Raw genomic sequence first — 14,930 nt, forward strand, 5'->3', positions numbered from 1 at the left:
GGCGCTTGCCGGTTGTGGTTGCCTTCCACAAACGTCATCCGCATTGGATTAGTAGGGTGAGCGGTCGAGATATGCGTCGAATGCGGCAGCGACAGAGCGCAGCAAGAAGCGGTGCTCCTGCCTCACGCGGATCATGCCGCTTTCGATGTCCACGACCCCGTCCTCGGCAAGCATCGGCAAGCGTTCAGCCGAATCGAGCAGGGGAACCGGATCAAAATCAAAGGCCGCACAGATTGCCGGAACATCAGCCTCCAGGTCGCACATCAGCCGCTCGATGATCGCGGCCCGGACGCGGTCTTCGTTGCAGAGAGGATAGCCCTTTGACGTCGCCAGACGGCCAGCGCGGACGTGCCGTGTGTAGGAACCCGTTGCAACCTCGTTCAGGACATAGCCGTGGCCGACACGGCCGATGGCCGAGGCACCGAGGCCGATAACGGTTTGACACGTATCAGCCGAGTACCCCAACGAGTTACGTCGCAAGCGACCGGTTTTCTGCGCCAGCGCGAGTTCGTCGTCCGGCAAGGCGAAATGGTCGAGCCCGATTTGGCGGTAGCCGGCAGCAATCAGCGTGTCGGCCACCGCCGCAGCCTGTTCGGCACGGGCAATCGTGTCCGGCAGCGCGGCCTCATCGATCAGGCGTTGATTTTTCTTGTAGGAGGGAACATGCGCGTAACCGGACACAGCAAGGCGGTCGGGGCGCATCGCCACCACCGTCTCCGCGGTTCGGACGCAGGACTGCACCGTCTGATTTGGCAGACCATAGATGAGGTCGAAGTTGATGCGGGTTATTCCATTCCGGCGAAGAGTTTCGATGGCATCCGCCGTCTCCGCTTCACTCTGGATCCGGTTGATAGCCTTTTGAACGACGGGATCGAAACTCTGCACACCCAGGCTTGCGCGGTTGACGCCGGCTGCTCCGAGGGTTTCGGCCATTTCGACCGTGAACGTGCGCGGGTCGATTTCGACGGCGACCGCCGCCCCTTCCCTGAAGGTGAAGCGGCGGCGCAGGACTTCCATCAGGGCCAGGAACTCGGGTGGCGGGATGAGGGTCGGGGTTCCGCCGCCGAAATGCACATCGCTCACGGGCAGCGCATCCGGCGCTTGCGCCGCGATCAGACGGGTTTCCTCATGCAGGACCGCCAGATAATTGAGGATCGGCGCATCCCGGCCAGTGCTGGTCCTCGGAAAGCCGCAATACCAGCAGATCGACCGGCAAAACGGAACGTGGATATAGAGCGACACGGCGTTATCGGTCGGCAGGCGCCTCAACCATTCCTCATAATCCTTGGGGCCGACCGCTGCCGAGAACTCCGGTACCGTTGGATAGATGGTGTACCAAGGCAGGCCGGCATCGTGATGCCTTTTGACGATTGAGGTCTGCAACGTTACTGTCCCATGCTAGCTCGGCCCGCCCGCTGCGGGGCGGGTTTGTCGACACTGTCCAAAAGGCAAAGTGGTGCGTTCCGGGCGGCTGTTGCGGCGGCGTGTCACGCGTGTCCCGACATTTCCGGATCAACGACCAGGCCGAACCGCTGCGCCGCACCTCGAAGGACCGCGCTTAGCGTCGCGTTGGCGAGTGCCCGGCCGCGGTCGTCGATACCGGTCCATTGCGCCAGTACGCCGCGCGGGTCGATCTCAAGCAGCTTGACGCCGGAAGGAACCTCGGTCCCGTCACGGATGATGCCGCGCAAGACGCCATTGCGCGGCGCCATGACGGGCACGCCGGAAAGATGGCCAAGCACGAGATCATTGTCGACATGCGTTCCAATTGCGACTGACGTTCGCCAGGCGCCAACAAAGCTGGAATAAACAAAACGTTCGGCGCCGAGATCACCGAGCCGGCTCGCAATTCCGTCAGCCGCATCCGTCCAGCCGTCTCGCTGGACCAGGCCGATCCTGCCGGGCCGGGTTTCGATCGCGACATCGCAATTCGAGCTCTTGGAGAAGCCTGGGCCCAGACCTATGGTCAGTCCCGCGAGCCGCCGCAGGTCGGGCCTGATCTGGCGCTTCTGCAGACGCGCGTCGATCAGCACATCAATGCGGCGGATCGGAAGGAGGTCGACAAGACCGAGACGGGAGACGATGACCCGTCTTCGTTGGCTAGCGTCCCCGCGGATCGCCCTGAGCACCTGCATGGCGTCGTCGAGGCGTTCACCCACAATATCTTCGACCTGTGCCGTCCCGGCGAACAGCGCGTCATGGAAGGCCATCCTGCGCCGGATCACAGGCGGATCGGGATCATGCGACAGCACGACGCAAGTCCCGCCGCGCGCTAGCTGGACGGCGATCGCAGACGCAATCTCATTGGTGCCGAGGATGATCGCGAACAGTCGACCCTGATGATCAATTTCTAAAGACATTCAGACCTCGAAGAGAAGTGTCCTCGCTTCTGCAAACGCTGCCAACAAAGCAGTTGCGCTGGATGATTGCGCTGAACACCTGAGCAAGAGCCGCGCCAATTGACAGATGCCTTAGCCCTCTTGCTGCGAACGATCGCAGGACCGTTCAGCATGAGTTCTGTCCCAAAGCAACGAACGGCTTGTTGAAGAATCGCGAACCTGTTTGGAAACCCACATCGCGCAAAGAGCCAGAAGCATCCACGTCGGTTTCTGGTCCGAAAGCGTTCAGTGCGCTAGCCCCGTGGGTTTTATCTCGCGATCGTTGACGAGGACGACAGCCGCGGGCCATTGGTTGCCCTTGTAGGGTGCTGGGGGGCTCTGTTCGTTGCACCGCAAGGGTAGGATCGCCGTCAATTTGAATTCTAACGCAAGAAGTTCTTGGCCGCACCGGCATCTGTCCGATCGAGTCGCCGCGGATCGGCTTCGCGCGTTGCGCGGCCGCCGCGTTGATCGCGTCGTAACGCAAGCGGCTCGCGCTCATCACTGTGACGGAAATGGACGGCGACATCTGCTGACGGCGCGACTTGTCGAGGAGGCCGCTTTGACGAGACCCAAAGTCAGCGTTCAGACCGGTCGGTTCTGGTTGCGGTTCTTCACCGGCCCCATCCGCTTCAGCCCGTCTTCGTAAGGGATCTCCTCATAGGAGGCATCGAGAGCTACGGCAACGTCGAGCAGATAGTCCAGCTTGCCGCCTGCATCGAACTTCTTGAAGTCGTTCTTGTCGAGCCCGGCCAGGTCCATCATCTCTTTCCAGACGGTCGATTCATCGCACGGGAGGATGTGAAAGGTGATGTCGTCGACCTTGGTCCGGTATTTCGCCAACAGATCTATATTGTTGCAGAACATGAAGTAGCGCCCGTCGGGCCTCAGCGCGCCGTCCAGAACGCTGCCGACGTCGGTGAGATAGGCCAATGAATGCAGATAACCGGCCAGCACCGGGATCGTGCGTTCGCCCTCCTGCGCGACCGTCAAGACCTGCTCGATCGAATAATCTGGCGGCCGCTTCTCGTCCGCCAGCTGGGCCTGGAACTTCAGCGCGATATCGCCACGAAAACCGAATCGACCCGGCCTAGTCGTCTCGCCCTTGAGTACGGCGTTGAGAAGTCGTCCCTCCTTATCCAGTCGGCCGAGCGCGGTGTTTTCGATTGCAGTCATGAAAATTGTCCTCGATCTAAGCTCTTCACCGGCCGTCGACCGGCACAACGCGGACTGCAAATTGCTTGCCGAGCTCTGGACTGCGATTCACCTGTGTAACACCTGAAGAAACGAGACGAGCGCGGTTCATTCCCGAAAATGGCATCGTCAGGAAGACGACACGGGTCGCAAAGCCAACAGGCGGGAATTGAAAAACTCAAGCCTATCAGGTGCGTGTGCGCTGGCATGCGAATTGCCAACTTGCGGTCAGCCGGGCCACGCGAGATGAAAGGGTGAGCATGATCAATTTGACAGATAACGCACTGAATGCGGTCAAGGGAGTGATTTCAACTTCGGGCGCAAGCGGCTTGCGCATTACGGTTGAGTCCGGCGGCTGTGCCGGGTTCAAGTACATCATGGGCTTGGCCAACGAGACGACGTCGGAGGATACCGTGATCGAGCGCGACGGGGTCAAGTTGTTCGTCGACAACGACAGCCACAAATATCTCGCCGGCACCACCATCGATTTCGTGTTGGCGCAGGAGGGCTCCGGATTCACCTTCGACAACCCGAACACCAACGCGAGCTGCTCGTGCGGTAAATCCTTCAGCTGATGAACGAGGTCGCAAGCATGCTGGCCGAATCTAAGCAACTGAAGCAAACGACGGCAGCCGAGATGGACCGGGAGCAAGTGATTCGCGCCGTCCTCGAGGAGGTCCGCCCCAATCTGAAACGCGACGGCGGTGACTGTCAGCTGGTTGCGATCGACGGCACCAAGATCATGGTCAAGCTGACCGGGGCCTGTGTGCTCTGCAAGCTGTCAGCTGCGACGCTTGAGGGCATTCAGGCGCGGCTGATCGAAAAGCTCGGCGAATTCGTTCGCCTGATCCCGGTTGCCGGCGCGCCCACGGCGCCATATTGAGCAAGGTTTCAGTGGCTATTTATCTCGACAACAATGCGACGACCCGAACGGATCCGTCGGTCGTGCAAGCCATGTTGCCGTTTTTCGCCGAGCAGTTCGGCAATGCCTCCTCAGCCCATGGCTTTGGCAGGCAGGTCGCGGGCGCCACGCGGCAGGCGCGCCGGAGCGTGCAGGCGTTGTTAGGGGCTGCCCACGATGATGAGATCGTCTTCACCTCTGGCGGGACGGAATCCAATAATGCCGCCATTCTCTCTGCGCTGGCGACGCAGGAGGGCCGGGACGAGATCGTCACCACCTCGGTCGAGCATCAGGCGATCCTGGCGCTGGTCGAACAGATGGCCAAAAGCGGTGTCAAGGTTCATCTGATCGCGGTGGATTCGCGGGGCCGGCTCGACCTTGAGGCGTTTCGGTCGGCGCTTGGACCACGTACGGCGATTGCATCGGTGATGTGGGCCAACAACGAGACCGGCACCATCTTCCCGGTGGAACGTCTGGCCGGATGGGCGCGCGCCTCTGGCGCGCTGTTTCATACCGATGCCGTGCAGGCGGTCGGCAGGGTACCTATCGACCTGAAGGTCAGCAATATCGACATCTTGTCGCTGTCCGGGCACAAGCTGCACGGACCCAAGGGGATCGGCGCACTTTATTTGCGCAAAGGCACGAAATTCCGGCCGCTGATCTGGGGCGGAAGACAAGAACGCCGGCGCCGCGGTGGAACCGAGAACATCCCCGGCATCGTCGGCTTCGGAAAAGCGGCAGAGCTTGCTGCAGAGCGGCTGGACCGAGCGCGCGTTGGTGTTGCCGCGCTGCGCGATCGTCTGGAGCAGTCGATCCTGCAGAACGGTCACTGCACGGTCCTTGGCGATCACTGTAACCGGCTGCCGAACACAACCAATATCGCCTTCGAGGGTCTCGAAGGCGAAGCGATCGTCCATCACCTCAATCGCGCCGGCATTGCCGCGTCGCTCGGGTCGGCCTGTAGCTCAGGCGCGATGGAGCCATCGCATGTACTGCGCGCCATGCATGTGCCGGCGAGCAGCCTGCGCGGCGCGGTTCGCCTTTCGCTGTCCCATGAAACCACTGCTGAAGAGATCAACCAGGTCGTGCGTGCGCTGTCCGACATCCTGGCTCGTCTGCGTGGCATGCTCCGGGAGCTCGCCCCGCTAGCAATCCGTAATTCCTGGAGTTGATCTCATGAAAATCATGATCCGCCGCTCTCCCGAGGCGGGCTTGTCGATATACGTGCCGAAGAAAGATATTGAAGAGCGGATCGTCGAATCCGAGCACGAGACGCTGTGGGGCGGTTGGATCAGATTAACGAATGGATGGGTGCTCTATTTGCCCGAACTGGCGAGCGATACCCCGTTGCCGATCACGATCAATGCCAAAAGGCTTGGCAGGGACGGCGATGAACGATGAACGCAATGCGCAAATCAACTTCCTCAAGGGGACGGACGCAGAGGCTCGGCTCGCCGATGTTGCGGCCAGACTGCGTGCCGGCAGCATTGTTCCCTATCTCGGCCCCGGCCTCGCCGAGTTGTCCAAGCCTGACGTGCCACGGACACCTGATGCGCTGGCGATCTTCTTCGGCACCAAGGTTGCGCTGCCGCGCCGGGCCCGCGGCAATGCCTGGGCTGCAGCACAGCATATCGAGAGCAACAAGCATCGGTCCACGGTGACGGAATTGATGGCTCAGGCGTTCGCCGCGCCGGTCGAGCCGACAACCCTGCATCGTCATCTCGCTGCGTTACGCTTACCGATGATCGTCGATACCTGGTATGATGGCGCGATGCGCGCAGCACTTGGCAAGCGTGAGGGATGGGGCGAAGTGCAAGGGATTACCCGCGCCGGCATCGGCGAGGTTCGCTGGTACCGTTTCTATGATGCCGATGGCGTAGAGGTCGAGTCCCCGGCTGCCGGCGCCTGGACCACGGTCCTCTACAAGCCGCATGGCGGCGTGCTGCCGGCAAGGAACTTCCTGATCTCCGACGCCGATTATGTCGAGGTCCTGACCGAGATCGATATCCAGACGCCGATTCCGGAGATCGTCAAGCAGCGGCGGATTGGACGGAGCTTTCTTTTCATCGGCTGTCGGTTCGACGACCAGCTGCTACGCATTTATGCGCGGCAGATCACGAAGCGCTCGGCAGACGTTCATTATGCCATTGTCGAGCCGGATGCGCTCTCGCGCAACGAGCTGCGGTTCCTGCTCGACCAGGGCTTGACTCCGCTTGCGGTGGCGCTTCCGTGCGCCGTGGAGATCTTGCTGGCCAATTAGAGGCGCTGGCAAAGCGAAGCCCGCCCACCTCGGTCCAGCCGCGGCAGCCATCCGATCACAGTGAAAGGTGCCGGTGCCGCTGAGCGGGAGCGTCGATGGACATGTGCCGTGATCGCTCCCCGGATCCCAACGTCTGTCGCATTTCGAACACGCCGTATGCTCGCTGTCGGCTGCGCAACAGCGCAGATCGCTCTGACTAACTGATTGGCGGAGATGAGAAAATCCGTCGCCTGCCGCGCTGGCATGTGAGTTGCTAACCCACGTTAAAAGGCTCGCTCGGGAGTGGCTCCGAGAAGCCTGTTTGGCTAGGAGAAAGAACTGGACATGGACGCAGTGGAGCGCGGCAGCAGCGCTAAAAATGCACGAGAAGGCGGCGGGACCATGCTGGCCGCCGAGCCTAAGAGCTGCGGCATCTCGGTTCGCCGCGGTAAAGCGAGCTGCGGGGCACACGGGGGCCAAGACGATCTGCCGCCGGCGATCTGGGACAAGGTGAAGACGCACCCCTGCTACAGCGTCGAGGCGCATCACCACTACGCGCGCATGCATGTTGCGGTTGCGCCAGCTTGCAACATGCAGTGCAACTACTGCAATCGCAAATATGACTGTGCCAATGAATCGCGTCCGGGCGTCACCAGCGAGAAGCTCACCCCCGAGCAGGCAGCCAAAAAGGTGCTCGCGGTCGCCTCCCGCATTCCGCAGATGACCGTGCTTGGCATTGCCGGTCCCGGCGATCCCCTGGCCAATCCGAACAAGACGTTCAGGACCTTCGAGCTCGTGGCCAAAGCCGCACCCGACATCAAACTGTGTCTATCGACCAACGGGCTCGCCTTGCCCGATCACGTCGATACCATCGCCCGGCTGAACATCGAGCACGTCACCATCACAATCAATATGATCGATCCCGAGATCGGCGCTCAGATCTATCCGTGGATCTTCTATAACCACAAGCGATACAGCGGGCTCGAGGCGGCGAAAATCTTGACCAGGCGTCAGCTCAGTGGTCTCGAAATGCTCTCCGCGCGAGGCATTCTCTGCAAGGTCAATTCAGTCATGATCCCGGGCATCAACGAGCGGCACCTGGTTGAGGTCAACAAAGCCGTGAAGTCGCGCGGCGCTTTCCTGCACAACATCATGCCGCTGATCGCAGCCCCCGAGCACGGCACCATGTTCGGTCTCAAGGGCCAGCGCGCGCCGAGGACAAGCGAATTGAAGGCACTGCAGGACGCATGCGAAGGCGAGATGAACATGATGCGCCATTGCCGCCAATGCCGCGCCGACGCGGTCGGACTGCTCGGCGAGGATCGAAGCGCGGAGTTTACGAAGGAGAAGATTGTGACCATGACCGTCAACTATGACCCTGAGGCGCGCAAGGCCACCCAGGCTGGAATCGAGGCGGAGCGCCGCGACAGGATAATGCCATGGCAGGAGGAAGTGCAGGAGCATGCAGGCGGGACAAGCGATATCAAAGTGCTGATCGCGGTCGCAACCAAGGACGCTGGGCTCATCAATGAGCATTTTGGGCATGCCAAGGAGTTCCAGGTGTATGAAGTTTCGAGATCCGGCGCCAAATTCGTCGATCACCGCCGCGTCGATCACTACTGCCAAGGCGGCCATGGCGCGCAGGATGACCTTGCGGCCATCATCCGCTCTATCAATGACTGCCATGCCGTGTTCGTCGCCAGGATCGGTGGTCGGCCGACGAGCGAACTCCACAACGCTGGCATCGAGCCGGTCGATCAATACGCGCACGAGTTCATCGAGACGTCCGCGATCGCATGGTTCAGCTCTTATCTCAAGAAGGTGAAGAGCGGCGAGATCCAGCATGTCGACCGGGGTGACGGAGCGATCCGGCAGGACCCGATGATGTCGGTGGCGTGAAGAGGACATCGGATGCCGTTCAAGATCATTTCTTCGCAATGCACAGGCTGCTCCGCTTGTGAGACCGAATGTCCAAACGTGGCAATCTTCGAGAAGGGCGGAACGTTCGTGATTGATCCGAAAAAATGTACCGAATGCATCGGTCACTTCGAGGAGCCGCAATGTGTTGCGGTCTGTCCGGTCGACAAGACCTGCGTCATCGACACCTCATTGCCGCGATACCAGCCGCCGCGAGCGTAAGCGTCATGGAGTTCACGTTGACAGTAGCTGCAGAGAATCGCCGGCTTCATCCCGGCAATCACGGCCACGGCGGCCAGCGAGCTCGCAGAATGCGGCTCGATCAAGTTCACGACGGAGTGATGCATGAGCAACATCGTCCGCGACAGTGACGTCATAGAGCTGGATGGACCGCCGGTCTTCAACCTTGGTGAAAAGGTGAAGGCCAATCGCACCGTTCGCAATGACGGGACCTATGCCGGCAAGGAGATCGGGGACATCCTGGCCAAGAAAGGCCAGGTCGGTTACGTCGTTTCCATCGGGACGTTCCTGCAGCAATTCTACGTCTACGGTGTCGAGTTTCTTGAAACCGGCAACCGCGTCGGAATGAAATGCAAGGAGCTTGATTCAGTTGACGCGCGCACCAAGCTCGACGATCAGCCGCTGCCGGAAGCACCGCCATCATGATCGCGCCCCTTCATTCGACATCCGAATGGCGCCCGCGGCTCAAATCCGCCGGCGATCCCATCAACGGCGGCTTGTTTCGCGCTTGGGCGCGCTTGACGGCCCTTTGGTGGGCACTGGGCCGCATCGGCGAGATCGTACGCTTGAGCGCACACGCAAGCGAACATAGGGACCTAATTTCTACAGTTTTGCCGGGCGGCCGGTCGGCTGTCCTGAAGCGCAAAGAACGCGGCTTTAAGGGGGCTTTCGCAATGAATGCTGCTGTCATGAAAAGGGCAGTCGTCGGCCTGAACGCTCACCCGAACGAAGTCGATCGCAAGCGGATCGAATGCGCATTGGGCTCCCGCAGACGTTATCGTTATGTCTCACCCGGCGTGAAGCCGGTTAAGGGCGGCTATCTCATCGAGAGTCCCTGCTGCTCACGCGACATCGACAAGGAGGGCGGCGTGATTGATGTCGCGTTGATCCATCATGACGCCGTATGCGGGCTGTGGAAGCTGTTTTGGAAAGACCATGTGCGAGGGATCTGGCAATTCCACAGCGTCCATCAGCGTCTGAGCGCAGTGACTGATGAGGTTAATGCCGACCTCGACCGGGTGTTCTGGCGGTAACGCTACTGTTTACGCACACAAACGATAAAGTCGGTCATGGCACTGGACGAAAACGAACTGATCGAACTTGAACAACTGATCACGGCGGCGGAAGGCCGCGCGAGCTCCTTGACCGAGCTGCGGCGGCGTTTTCCCCATCTCGCCGTGGTGCGATGCGATGCGTCTGATGTCACCGAGCCGCCCTTTCGCAGCTTTCCGCATTATGACCTGCACTTGATCGACCGGTCCGAACACTGCGTCCAGATCACAGCCGATCCGCTGCTGGCGATTGGCATTGTTTTGGCGGCAAGGGACCCTTCGGGGTGACTGGGGTCGCATTCGCAGACGTTCATGGCCCTTTCGCGGGTGGGGCAAAAGCGCATCACCGTTGCCGCCGTGACGAGTTCCGGGACGTGGAAGAGATCGCCGATGTCGGGGTGCGCTGCCGCTTTCGCACCGATGAGGATCGAATTTGTGGAAACGATGAGTGGCGCGTCCATCAACATGGGCATGCGCGCAGTTCTCTGCGAGGAACCTCTGGAACTTGATCGAAGGCAGCCGGTCCGGGAGCGGCCATGTGGGTCAGCCATTAACGTCTCGATCGCGATCTCCCCGTCGATTGTCGTGAAGAAGCCGCAAGCGAGCGGCCTGAGTCAGGCTCTCGATGATCGATCAGCGCCCGCTCATGCGTCGCTCTCGTGAGGACCCCAGCCAGCACAGTAGAATTCGAGCCAATCGACATCCCTGCGCGATGGCACTCGGAAGCGTCTCGGTTTCGATGTCGTGATGCAGCGCGAACGGGAAGACCAACCGGTCATCACATTCTTCATCAAGCGCGAACACCTGTCTTTGGGTCTGTGGCGCTCAAGTTTCGACGCTGATCGGAGCATCATTTCTGAAAAGCGTACCGAGAGGCTCGACCGCAGTTGCATTTCAAACCATCCGCAGTTCCGTCTGGCGCACGAATGCGCCGCAATCAATCTTATGTTTCGTCAAAAATTGTGAGCGCTGTCAGATTACACACAGCCGCACAGCTGCTGTCAGGTTCGAAACATCCAGCGCGATGAGAAATCTCACGAAGTTGTAGTGCATCATCAGAAGCTTAAACAGGCCGTCGGCGTTGGCACGGCAGTTGCTACTGCGATGCAGCAACACTGAGTAAGGGCTGAGTGCACGCCGACGCGTACGACGAGCGATGCGCTCCTTCCCTTAGGCCCGTGTGCCCCGTTTCTCGAAAGAGAAACAAGCTCGCGTGCAAAACAGCACGCAATCTTTGGCAAATCGGTTGATGGAGAGCAACATGGCTTCACTGAGACAAATCGCGTTCTACGGCAAGGGTGGTATCGGAAAGTCGACCACGTCCCAGAACACGCTGGCGGCGCTGGCGGAGATGGGTCACAAGATCCTGATCGTCGGCTGCGATCCCAAGGCGGATTCGACTCGACTTATTCTGCACGCCAAGGCGCAGGATACGATCCTGAGCCTGGCTGCCGATGCCGGCAGCGTCGAGGACCTCGAACTCGAGGACGTGATGAAGGTCGGCTACAAGGACATCCGCTGCGTCGAGTCGGGTGGTCCGGAGCCCGGCGTCGGCTGCGCAGGCCGCGGCGTCATCACCTCGATCAACTTCCTGGAGGAGAACGGCGCCTATGAGGACCGCGACTACGTCTCCTATGACGTGCTCGGCGACGTCGTCTGCGGCGGCTTTGCGATGCCGATCCGCGAAAACAAGGCGCAGGAGATCTACATCGTGATGTCCGGCGAGATGATGGCCATGTATGCCGCCAACAACATCGCCAAGGGCATTCTGAAATATGCGAGCTCCGGCGGCGTGCGGCTCGGTGGACTGGTCTGCAACGAGCGGCAGACCGACAAGGAGCTGGAGCTCGCGGAAGCTCTCGCCAAAAAGCTCGGCACTGAGCTGATCTATTTTGTACCGCGCGACAACATCGTGCAGCATGCGGAGCTGCGGCGCATGACCGTGCTGGAATACGCGCCGGACTCCAAGCAGGCCGATCACTATCGCAACCTCGCGGCAAAGGTCCACAACAATGGCGGCAAAGGCATCATCCCGACTCCGATCACCATGGACGAGCTCGAGGACATGCTGATGGAGCACGGCATCATGAAGGCCGTTGATGAGTCCATCGTTGGGAAAAGCGCTGCCGAACTTGCGGCATCGTAAAAGGGCGCAACGCCGCAGCTCGGCCCTCCCAATACCCAAAAAGGAGGGCCGGCAGTTGGGCGAAAGGGTGTCTCCCGAGTGCCGACGGGGTGATGCAGACTTTGATCAATGTGGAAAGAGTAGCGAACGCCCATGTTCGAAGAGCAGTTCTATCCTGTCATGGTTGTCGAGACGAACGATGGGAGCGTCCAGACAGGTGCAGGAATTGTCACCTATCGCCTCCTCACCGGGACGCACCCCGCAGATGCAGACACAAGCAATGATAGCAGTTTCGACCGTCACGTGCTGGCGTCCATTCTGGCTGCCGGTGCGATGGAAGGTGGACTCCTCTTCGAGAAGGTCGGCCTGTCCAGCGATGAGCTGGCGGCGTTGCTCAAGCAACGCTTTCCATCGGTTCCGATCAAAGAGGAGGAGCTGCCGCGGGATTTCGAGCACGTCGACAACGACGAGGTCACAATGGTGCGTGATCTCTTGCTGGCGCAACGATCGACGGAAGGGGACACCAGCCGTTGGCTGGCCGCGATGATCGCGCGCCGCGTCATGGAGCCGAATCATCTGTGGGCAGATCTCGGATTGCGCAATCGTGGTGAACTGCTGCGTCTCCTCAACCGCCATTTCAGGCCGCTCGCCAGGCGCAACGTCAACAACATGCGCTGGAAGCGCTTCTTTTATCGCAGGCTATGCGAGGACGAGGGCCTCATTTTGTGCACGTCGCCGGTGTGCACGCAGTGCAAGGACTTCAACCACTGCTTTGGCGATGAAAGCGGTGAGAGCCGCATGGCCGAGCGTCGGCGTGACGTTCTGTTGGCGCCAGCCGCTCCGGTCGCGGGTGGCAGCTGACCCGTATTCCGCGGCCCGATAGATGGTTCTTTGGCGCAACTGCCGGCCGACGGCCGCGCAGCTGGTCGAGGACGTGCAGGTGATGCGGCCAAATCTGGTGCAGCGGATTAGGGGCGAACCAGCGGGACGCTCTTCTGCTCAAGGCCAGCTTGCGCCCAAGCCGCAAGCCCTGTGGTCTGAGGGGAACTGTGCCTTGGCGGCGCTGACAAGGGATGTCGAGCGGCGATGTGTTCGGGCGAGACTGCCCAACGCCAGCGTCCCGGGCTCGGCAAGCCGGCGTCCATCAGATTGTGGATCAGTCGCGCATGCGGTCCTGTTGCGTTTGGATGATGCCTGATGCCTCACAACCGTTTTCGACACCGATACCACCCGGCATCCGACACGTTGTTTACGGCGGCGGCGTCCTTGTCACTATGACCGAAGCCAATCTCCTGACGCGATGTGCCTGGTTTAGCGAACTGATGAACCCTGACGCGTCGGTCTGACAGTCGATCCGCGCCGTAACCCGAACTGATCCAGGACGCAGAGTGGTGAGAGCTCAACTGGCGCGTCTGTTTTGCGACACCGTCGTTCTGGCGACATCCGACTGCGGGCGAAAAATGATGGATCTTCAATAGTGTGGGACGCTGCGGGCGTGGCATGCGGTTTGCCAAAGCAGTCCTTGCCAAGCACAATCAGGAGGCTTCGTTGATTGACGCCAAAGCCATCGCTGCCAAGCCGGCATGGTCCGATTCGCTGTGGAACCAGCGGACCGTGCTCAATGACACCACGCTGCGCGATGGCGAGCAGGCGCCTGGTGTTGCGTTCACCACAGTTGAAAAGGTGGCCATCGCGCATGCGCTGGCGCGGGCCGGCATCACGGAGATCGAGGCGGGGACCCCCGCCATGGGCGATGATGAGATCGCGGCCATCCGTGCCATTGTCGAGGAGGGGCTTCCGCTCACCCCTATTGCGTGGTGCCGCATGCGTGAGCCCGATGTAGACGCGGCGATCGAGGCCAAGGTGTCGATGGTCAATGTTTCGATCCCGGCTTCAGACGTACAGATCGCGGCCAAGCTGGGCGGGAATCGCTGCCAGGCCTTGCAGCAGGTGAAGCGGGTGGTGGGTTACGCCCGCGAGCGAGGGCTAGATGTCGCCGTCGGAGGCGAGGACTCCTCCCGCGCCGATGTCGACTTTCTCATCAGTCTCATCGCGGCTGCGGAAGCCGCGGGCGCGCGCCGGTTTCGTGTCGCCGACACGCTCAGCGTCCTCGATCCCGACTCCGCCTATGCGCTGATCGCGCGCCTGCGCGCCACTAGCGATCTCGAGCTCGAATTTCACGGCCACGACGATCTTGGGCTCGCGACCGCCAACACGCTCGCTGCCATCAGGGGCGGCGCGAGCCACGCTTCGGTCACTGTCATCGGGCTCGGCGAACGGGCCGGCAATGCGCCACTCGAGGAAGTTGCCGTCGCACTCAAACAGCTCTACGGGCGTGACACCGGCATCGTGCTGCCGGAGCTCACAGACGTCGCCGCGCTGGTCGCAACCGCGGCCACTCGTGCGATTCCTCTCAACAAGGCGATCGTCGGGGAGCATGTGTTCACGCACGAATCCGGCATTCACGTCGATGGGCTGTTGAAGGACGAACGCACCTATCAAGCGCTCGACCCGCACTTGCTGGGTCGCTCCAATCGGATCGTGATCGGCAAGCATTCCGGGCTTTCGGCCATCACCAAGCTGCTCGGGGAATTGCAACTCGCCGCCACCACCGAGCAGAGCAGACATATCCTGTTCCGGGTGCGAAAATACGCCATCGAGCACAAGCGGCTGGTCGCGCGCGAGACGGTGGCGGAGATCTGGCGCGATGTCTGCGAATGCTCGTCCGATCGTACGTGAGTGAACTCTCGAGTTTCACTTCGTCGGGCCACCAAATCAATCGGAACGCGGCCGAACTCTCGCAGATCGCGCTGAAGAACGAAGACATAGGCCGTGTGGATATCCAGCAGTGCACACGTGAAATGACCTCTTCCGCGAACTAACC

18 protein-coding genes are annotated in these 14,930 nt (G+C 60.7%); 14 read left to right on the forward strand and 4 right to left on the reverse strand.

The window, feature by feature from the left end:
* Window positions 1–48: 48 nt before the first annotated feature.
* The 3 genes from hemN to ACYCVF_RS35585 all read right to left on the reverse strand — a co-directional run bounded on the left by hemN (window position 49) and on the right by ACYCVF_RS35585 (window position 3,554).
* A complete protein-coding gene (gene hemN, locus ACYCVF_RS35575; RefSeq protein ID WP_459607408.1) occupies window positions 49–1,383 on the reverse strand; it encodes an oxygen-independent coproporphyrinogen III oxidase in 1,335 nt (444 codons plus the stop codon).
* A 104-nt stretch (window positions 1,384–1,487) separates the two neighbouring features.
* On the reverse strand, window positions 1,488–2,360 hold the full coding sequence (locus ACYCVF_RS35580) for a xanthine dehydrogenase (protein ID WP_459607410.1): 873 nt from the start codon (window positions 2,358–2,360) through the stop codon (window positions 1,488–1,490).
* Between the two features lie 603 nt (window positions 2,361–2,963).
* Window positions 2,964–3,554, reverse strand: a complete 591-nt coding sequence (locus ACYCVF_RS35585) for a hypothetical protein (RefSeq protein ID WP_459607412.1) — start codon at window positions 3,552–3,554, stop codon at window positions 2,964–2,966.
* Between the two features lie 278 nt (window positions 3,555–3,832).
* Here ACYCVF_RS35585 and ACYCVF_RS35590 point away from each other — a divergent pair, with 278 nt between their 5' ends.
* The 7 genes from ACYCVF_RS35590 to ACYCVF_RS35620 all read left to right on the forward strand — a co-directional run bounded on the left by ACYCVF_RS35590 (window position 3,833) and on the right by ACYCVF_RS35620 (window position 8,851).
* Entirely contained in the window at window positions 3,833–4,147 is a 315-nt protein-coding gene (locus ACYCVF_RS35590) for a HesB/IscA family protein (protein ID WP_459607471.1), read from the forward strand.
* A gap of 17 nt (window positions 4,148–4,164) precedes the next feature.
* Entirely contained in the window at window positions 4,165–4,455 is a 291-nt protein-coding gene (locus ACYCVF_RS35595; RefSeq protein WP_459607473.1) for a NifU family protein, read from the forward strand.
* An 11-nt stretch (window positions 4,456–4,466) separates the two neighbouring features.
* Window positions 4,467–5,645 carry a cysteine desulfurase NifS gene (gene nifS, locus ACYCVF_RS35600; RefSeq protein WP_459612957.1) on the forward strand — a complete coding sequence of 393 codons (1,179 nt, stop codon included), beginning with the start codon at window positions 4,467–4,469 and terminating at the stop codon, window positions 5,643–5,645.
* 4 nt (window positions 5,646–5,649) lie between these two features.
* Window positions 5,650–5,874 carry a putative nitrogen fixation protein NifT gene (nifT, locus tag ACYCVF_RS35605; protein WP_459607414.1) on the forward strand — a complete coding sequence of 75 codons (225 nt, stop codon included), beginning with the start codon at window positions 5,650–5,652 and terminating at the stop codon, window positions 5,872–5,874.
* A complete protein-coding gene (locus ACYCVF_RS35610) occupies window positions 5,864–6,733 on the forward strand; it encodes an SIR2 family NAD-dependent protein deacylase (RefSeq protein ID WP_459607416.1) in 870 nt (289 codons plus the stop codon). The genes nifT and ACYCVF_RS35610 overlap by 11 nt, the downstream gene beginning before the upstream one ends.
* Before the next feature lie 381 nt (window positions 6,734–7,114).
* Entirely contained in the window at window positions 7,115–8,611 is a 1,497-nt protein-coding gene (gene nifB, locus ACYCVF_RS35615) for a nitrogenase cofactor biosynthesis protein NifB (RefSeq protein ID WP_459607476.1), read from the forward strand.
* A gap of 12 nt (window positions 8,612–8,623) precedes the next feature.
* Window positions 8,624–8,851: a 4Fe-4S binding protein gene (locus ACYCVF_RS35620; RefSeq protein ID WP_459607418.1), complete on the forward strand. Its 228-nt coding sequence runs from the start codon at window positions 8,624–8,626 to the stop codon at window positions 8,849–8,851.
* On the opposite strand, the gene ACYCVF_RS35625 is transcribed toward ACYCVF_RS35620, so the two are convergent.
* Entirely contained in the window at window positions 8,755–8,976 is a 222-nt protein-coding gene (locus tag ACYCVF_RS35625; RefSeq protein WP_459607483.1) for a hypothetical protein, read from the reverse strand. The two genes, ACYCVF_RS35620 and ACYCVF_RS35625, sit on opposite strands and share 97 nt — an antisense overlap.
* On the opposite strand from ACYCVF_RS35625, the gene ACYCVF_RS35630 reads away from it, so the two are divergent.
* The 7 genes from ACYCVF_RS35630 to nifV all read left to right on the forward strand — a co-directional run bounded on the left by ACYCVF_RS35630 (window position 8,975) and on the right by nifV (window position 14,785).
* A complete protein-coding gene (locus ACYCVF_RS35630; RefSeq protein ID WP_459607420.1) occupies window positions 8,975–9,295 on the forward strand; it encodes a nitrogen fixation protein NifZ in 321 nt (106 codons plus the stop codon). The two genes, ACYCVF_RS35625 and ACYCVF_RS35630, sit on opposite strands and share 2 nt — an antisense overlap.
* A gap of 248 nt (window positions 9,296–9,543) precedes the next feature.
* Entirely contained in the window at window positions 9,544–9,903 is a 360-nt protein-coding gene (locus tag ACYCVF_RS35635; protein WP_459607478.1) for a DUF3024 domain-containing protein, read from the forward strand.
* A 36-nt stretch (window positions 9,904–9,939) separates the two neighbouring features.
* Window positions 9,940–10,209, forward strand: a complete 270-nt coding sequence (locus ACYCVF_RS35640; protein WP_459607421.1) for a hypothetical protein — start codon at window positions 9,940–9,942, stop codon at window positions 10,207–10,209.
* A 459-nt stretch (window positions 10,210–10,668) separates the two neighbouring features.
* Window positions 10,669–10,887 carry a hypothetical protein gene (locus ACYCVF_RS35645; protein WP_459607422.1) on the forward strand — a complete coding sequence of 73 codons (219 nt, stop codon included), beginning with the start codon at window positions 10,669–10,671 and terminating at the stop codon, window positions 10,885–10,887.
* A 295-nt stretch (window positions 10,888–11,182) separates the two neighbouring features.
* Window positions 11,183–12,067, forward strand: coding sequence for a nitrogenase iron protein (nifH, locus tag ACYCVF_RS35650; protein WP_459607424.1), 885 nt, complete (start codon window positions 11,183–11,185; stop codon window positions 12,065–12,067).
* A 159-nt stretch (window positions 12,068–12,226) separates the two neighbouring features.
* Complete coding sequence (locus ACYCVF_RS35655) at window positions 12,227–12,907, forward strand: nitrogen fixation protein NifQ (RefSeq protein ID WP_459607480.1); 681 nt, start codon at window positions 12,227–12,229, stop codon at window positions 12,905–12,907.
* A gap of 687 nt (window positions 12,908–13,594) precedes the next feature.
* On the forward strand, window positions 13,595–14,785 hold the full coding sequence (nifV, locus tag ACYCVF_RS35660; RefSeq protein WP_459607425.1) for a homocitrate synthase: 1,191 nt from the start codon (window positions 13,595–13,597) through the stop codon (window positions 14,783–14,785).
* Window positions 14,786–14,930 lie beyond the last annotated feature (145 nt).

The sequence above is a fragment of the Bradyrhizobium cedriense genome, assembly GCF_054602315.1.

Coding starts and splice junctions, on each gene's coding strand:
- ACYCVF_RS35635 (WP_459607478.1), top strand. CDS start 9,544: ATGAATGCTGCTGTCATGAAAAGGGCAGTCGTCGGCCTGAACGCTCAC.
- ACYCVF_RS35625 (WP_459607483.1), bottom strand. CDS start 8,976: ATGCATCACTCCGTCGTGAACTTGATCGAGCCGCATTCTGCGAGCTCG.
- ACYCVF_RS35610 (WP_459607416.1), top strand. CDS start 5,864: ATGAACGATGAACGCAATGCGCAAATCAACTTCCTCAAGGGGACGGAC.
- ACYCVF_RS35640 (WP_459607421.1), top strand. CDS start 9,940: ATGGCACTGGACGAAAACGAACTGATCGAACTTGAACAACTGATCACG.
- ACYCVF_RS35585 (WP_459607412.1), bottom strand. CDS start 3,554: ATGACTGCAATCGAAAACACCGCGCTCGGCCGACTGGATAAGGAGGGA.
- ACYCVF_RS35580 (WP_459607410.1), bottom strand. CDS start 2,360: ATGTCTTTAGAAATTGATCATCAGGGTCGACTGTTCGCGATCATCCTC.
- nifT (WP_459607414.1), top strand. CDS start 5,650: ATGAAAATCATGATCCGCCGCTCTCCCGAGGCGGGCTTGTCGATATAC.
- ACYCVF_RS35590 (WP_459607471.1), top strand. CDS start 3,833: ATGATCAATTTGACAGATAACGCACTGAATGCGGTCAAGGGAGTGATT.
- ACYCVF_RS35620 (WP_459607418.1), top strand. CDS start 8,624: ATGCCGTTCAAGATCATTTCTTCGCAATGCACAGGCTGCTCCGCTTGT.
- ACYCVF_RS35645 (WP_459607422.1), top strand. CDS start 10,669: ATGCAGCGCGAACGGGAAGACCAACCGGTCATCACATTCTTCATCAAG.
- ACYCVF_RS35595 (WP_459607473.1), top strand. CDS start 4,165: ATGCTGGCCGAATCTAAGCAACTGAAGCAAACGACGGCAGCCGAGATG.
- nifH (WP_459607424.1), top strand. CDS start 11,183: ATGGCTTCACTGAGACAAATCGCGTTCTACGGCAAGGGTGGTATCGGA.
- ACYCVF_RS35655 (WP_459607480.1), top strand. CDS start 12,227: ATGGTTGTCGAGACGAACGATGGGAGCGTCCAGACAGGTGCAGGAATT.
- nifB (WP_459607476.1), top strand. CDS start 7,115: ATGCTGGCCGCCGAGCCTAAGAGCTGCGGCATCTCGGTTCGCCGCGGT.
- ACYCVF_RS35630 (WP_459607420.1), top strand. CDS start 8,975: ATGAGCAACATCGTCCGCGACAGTGACGTCATAGAGCTGGATGGACCG.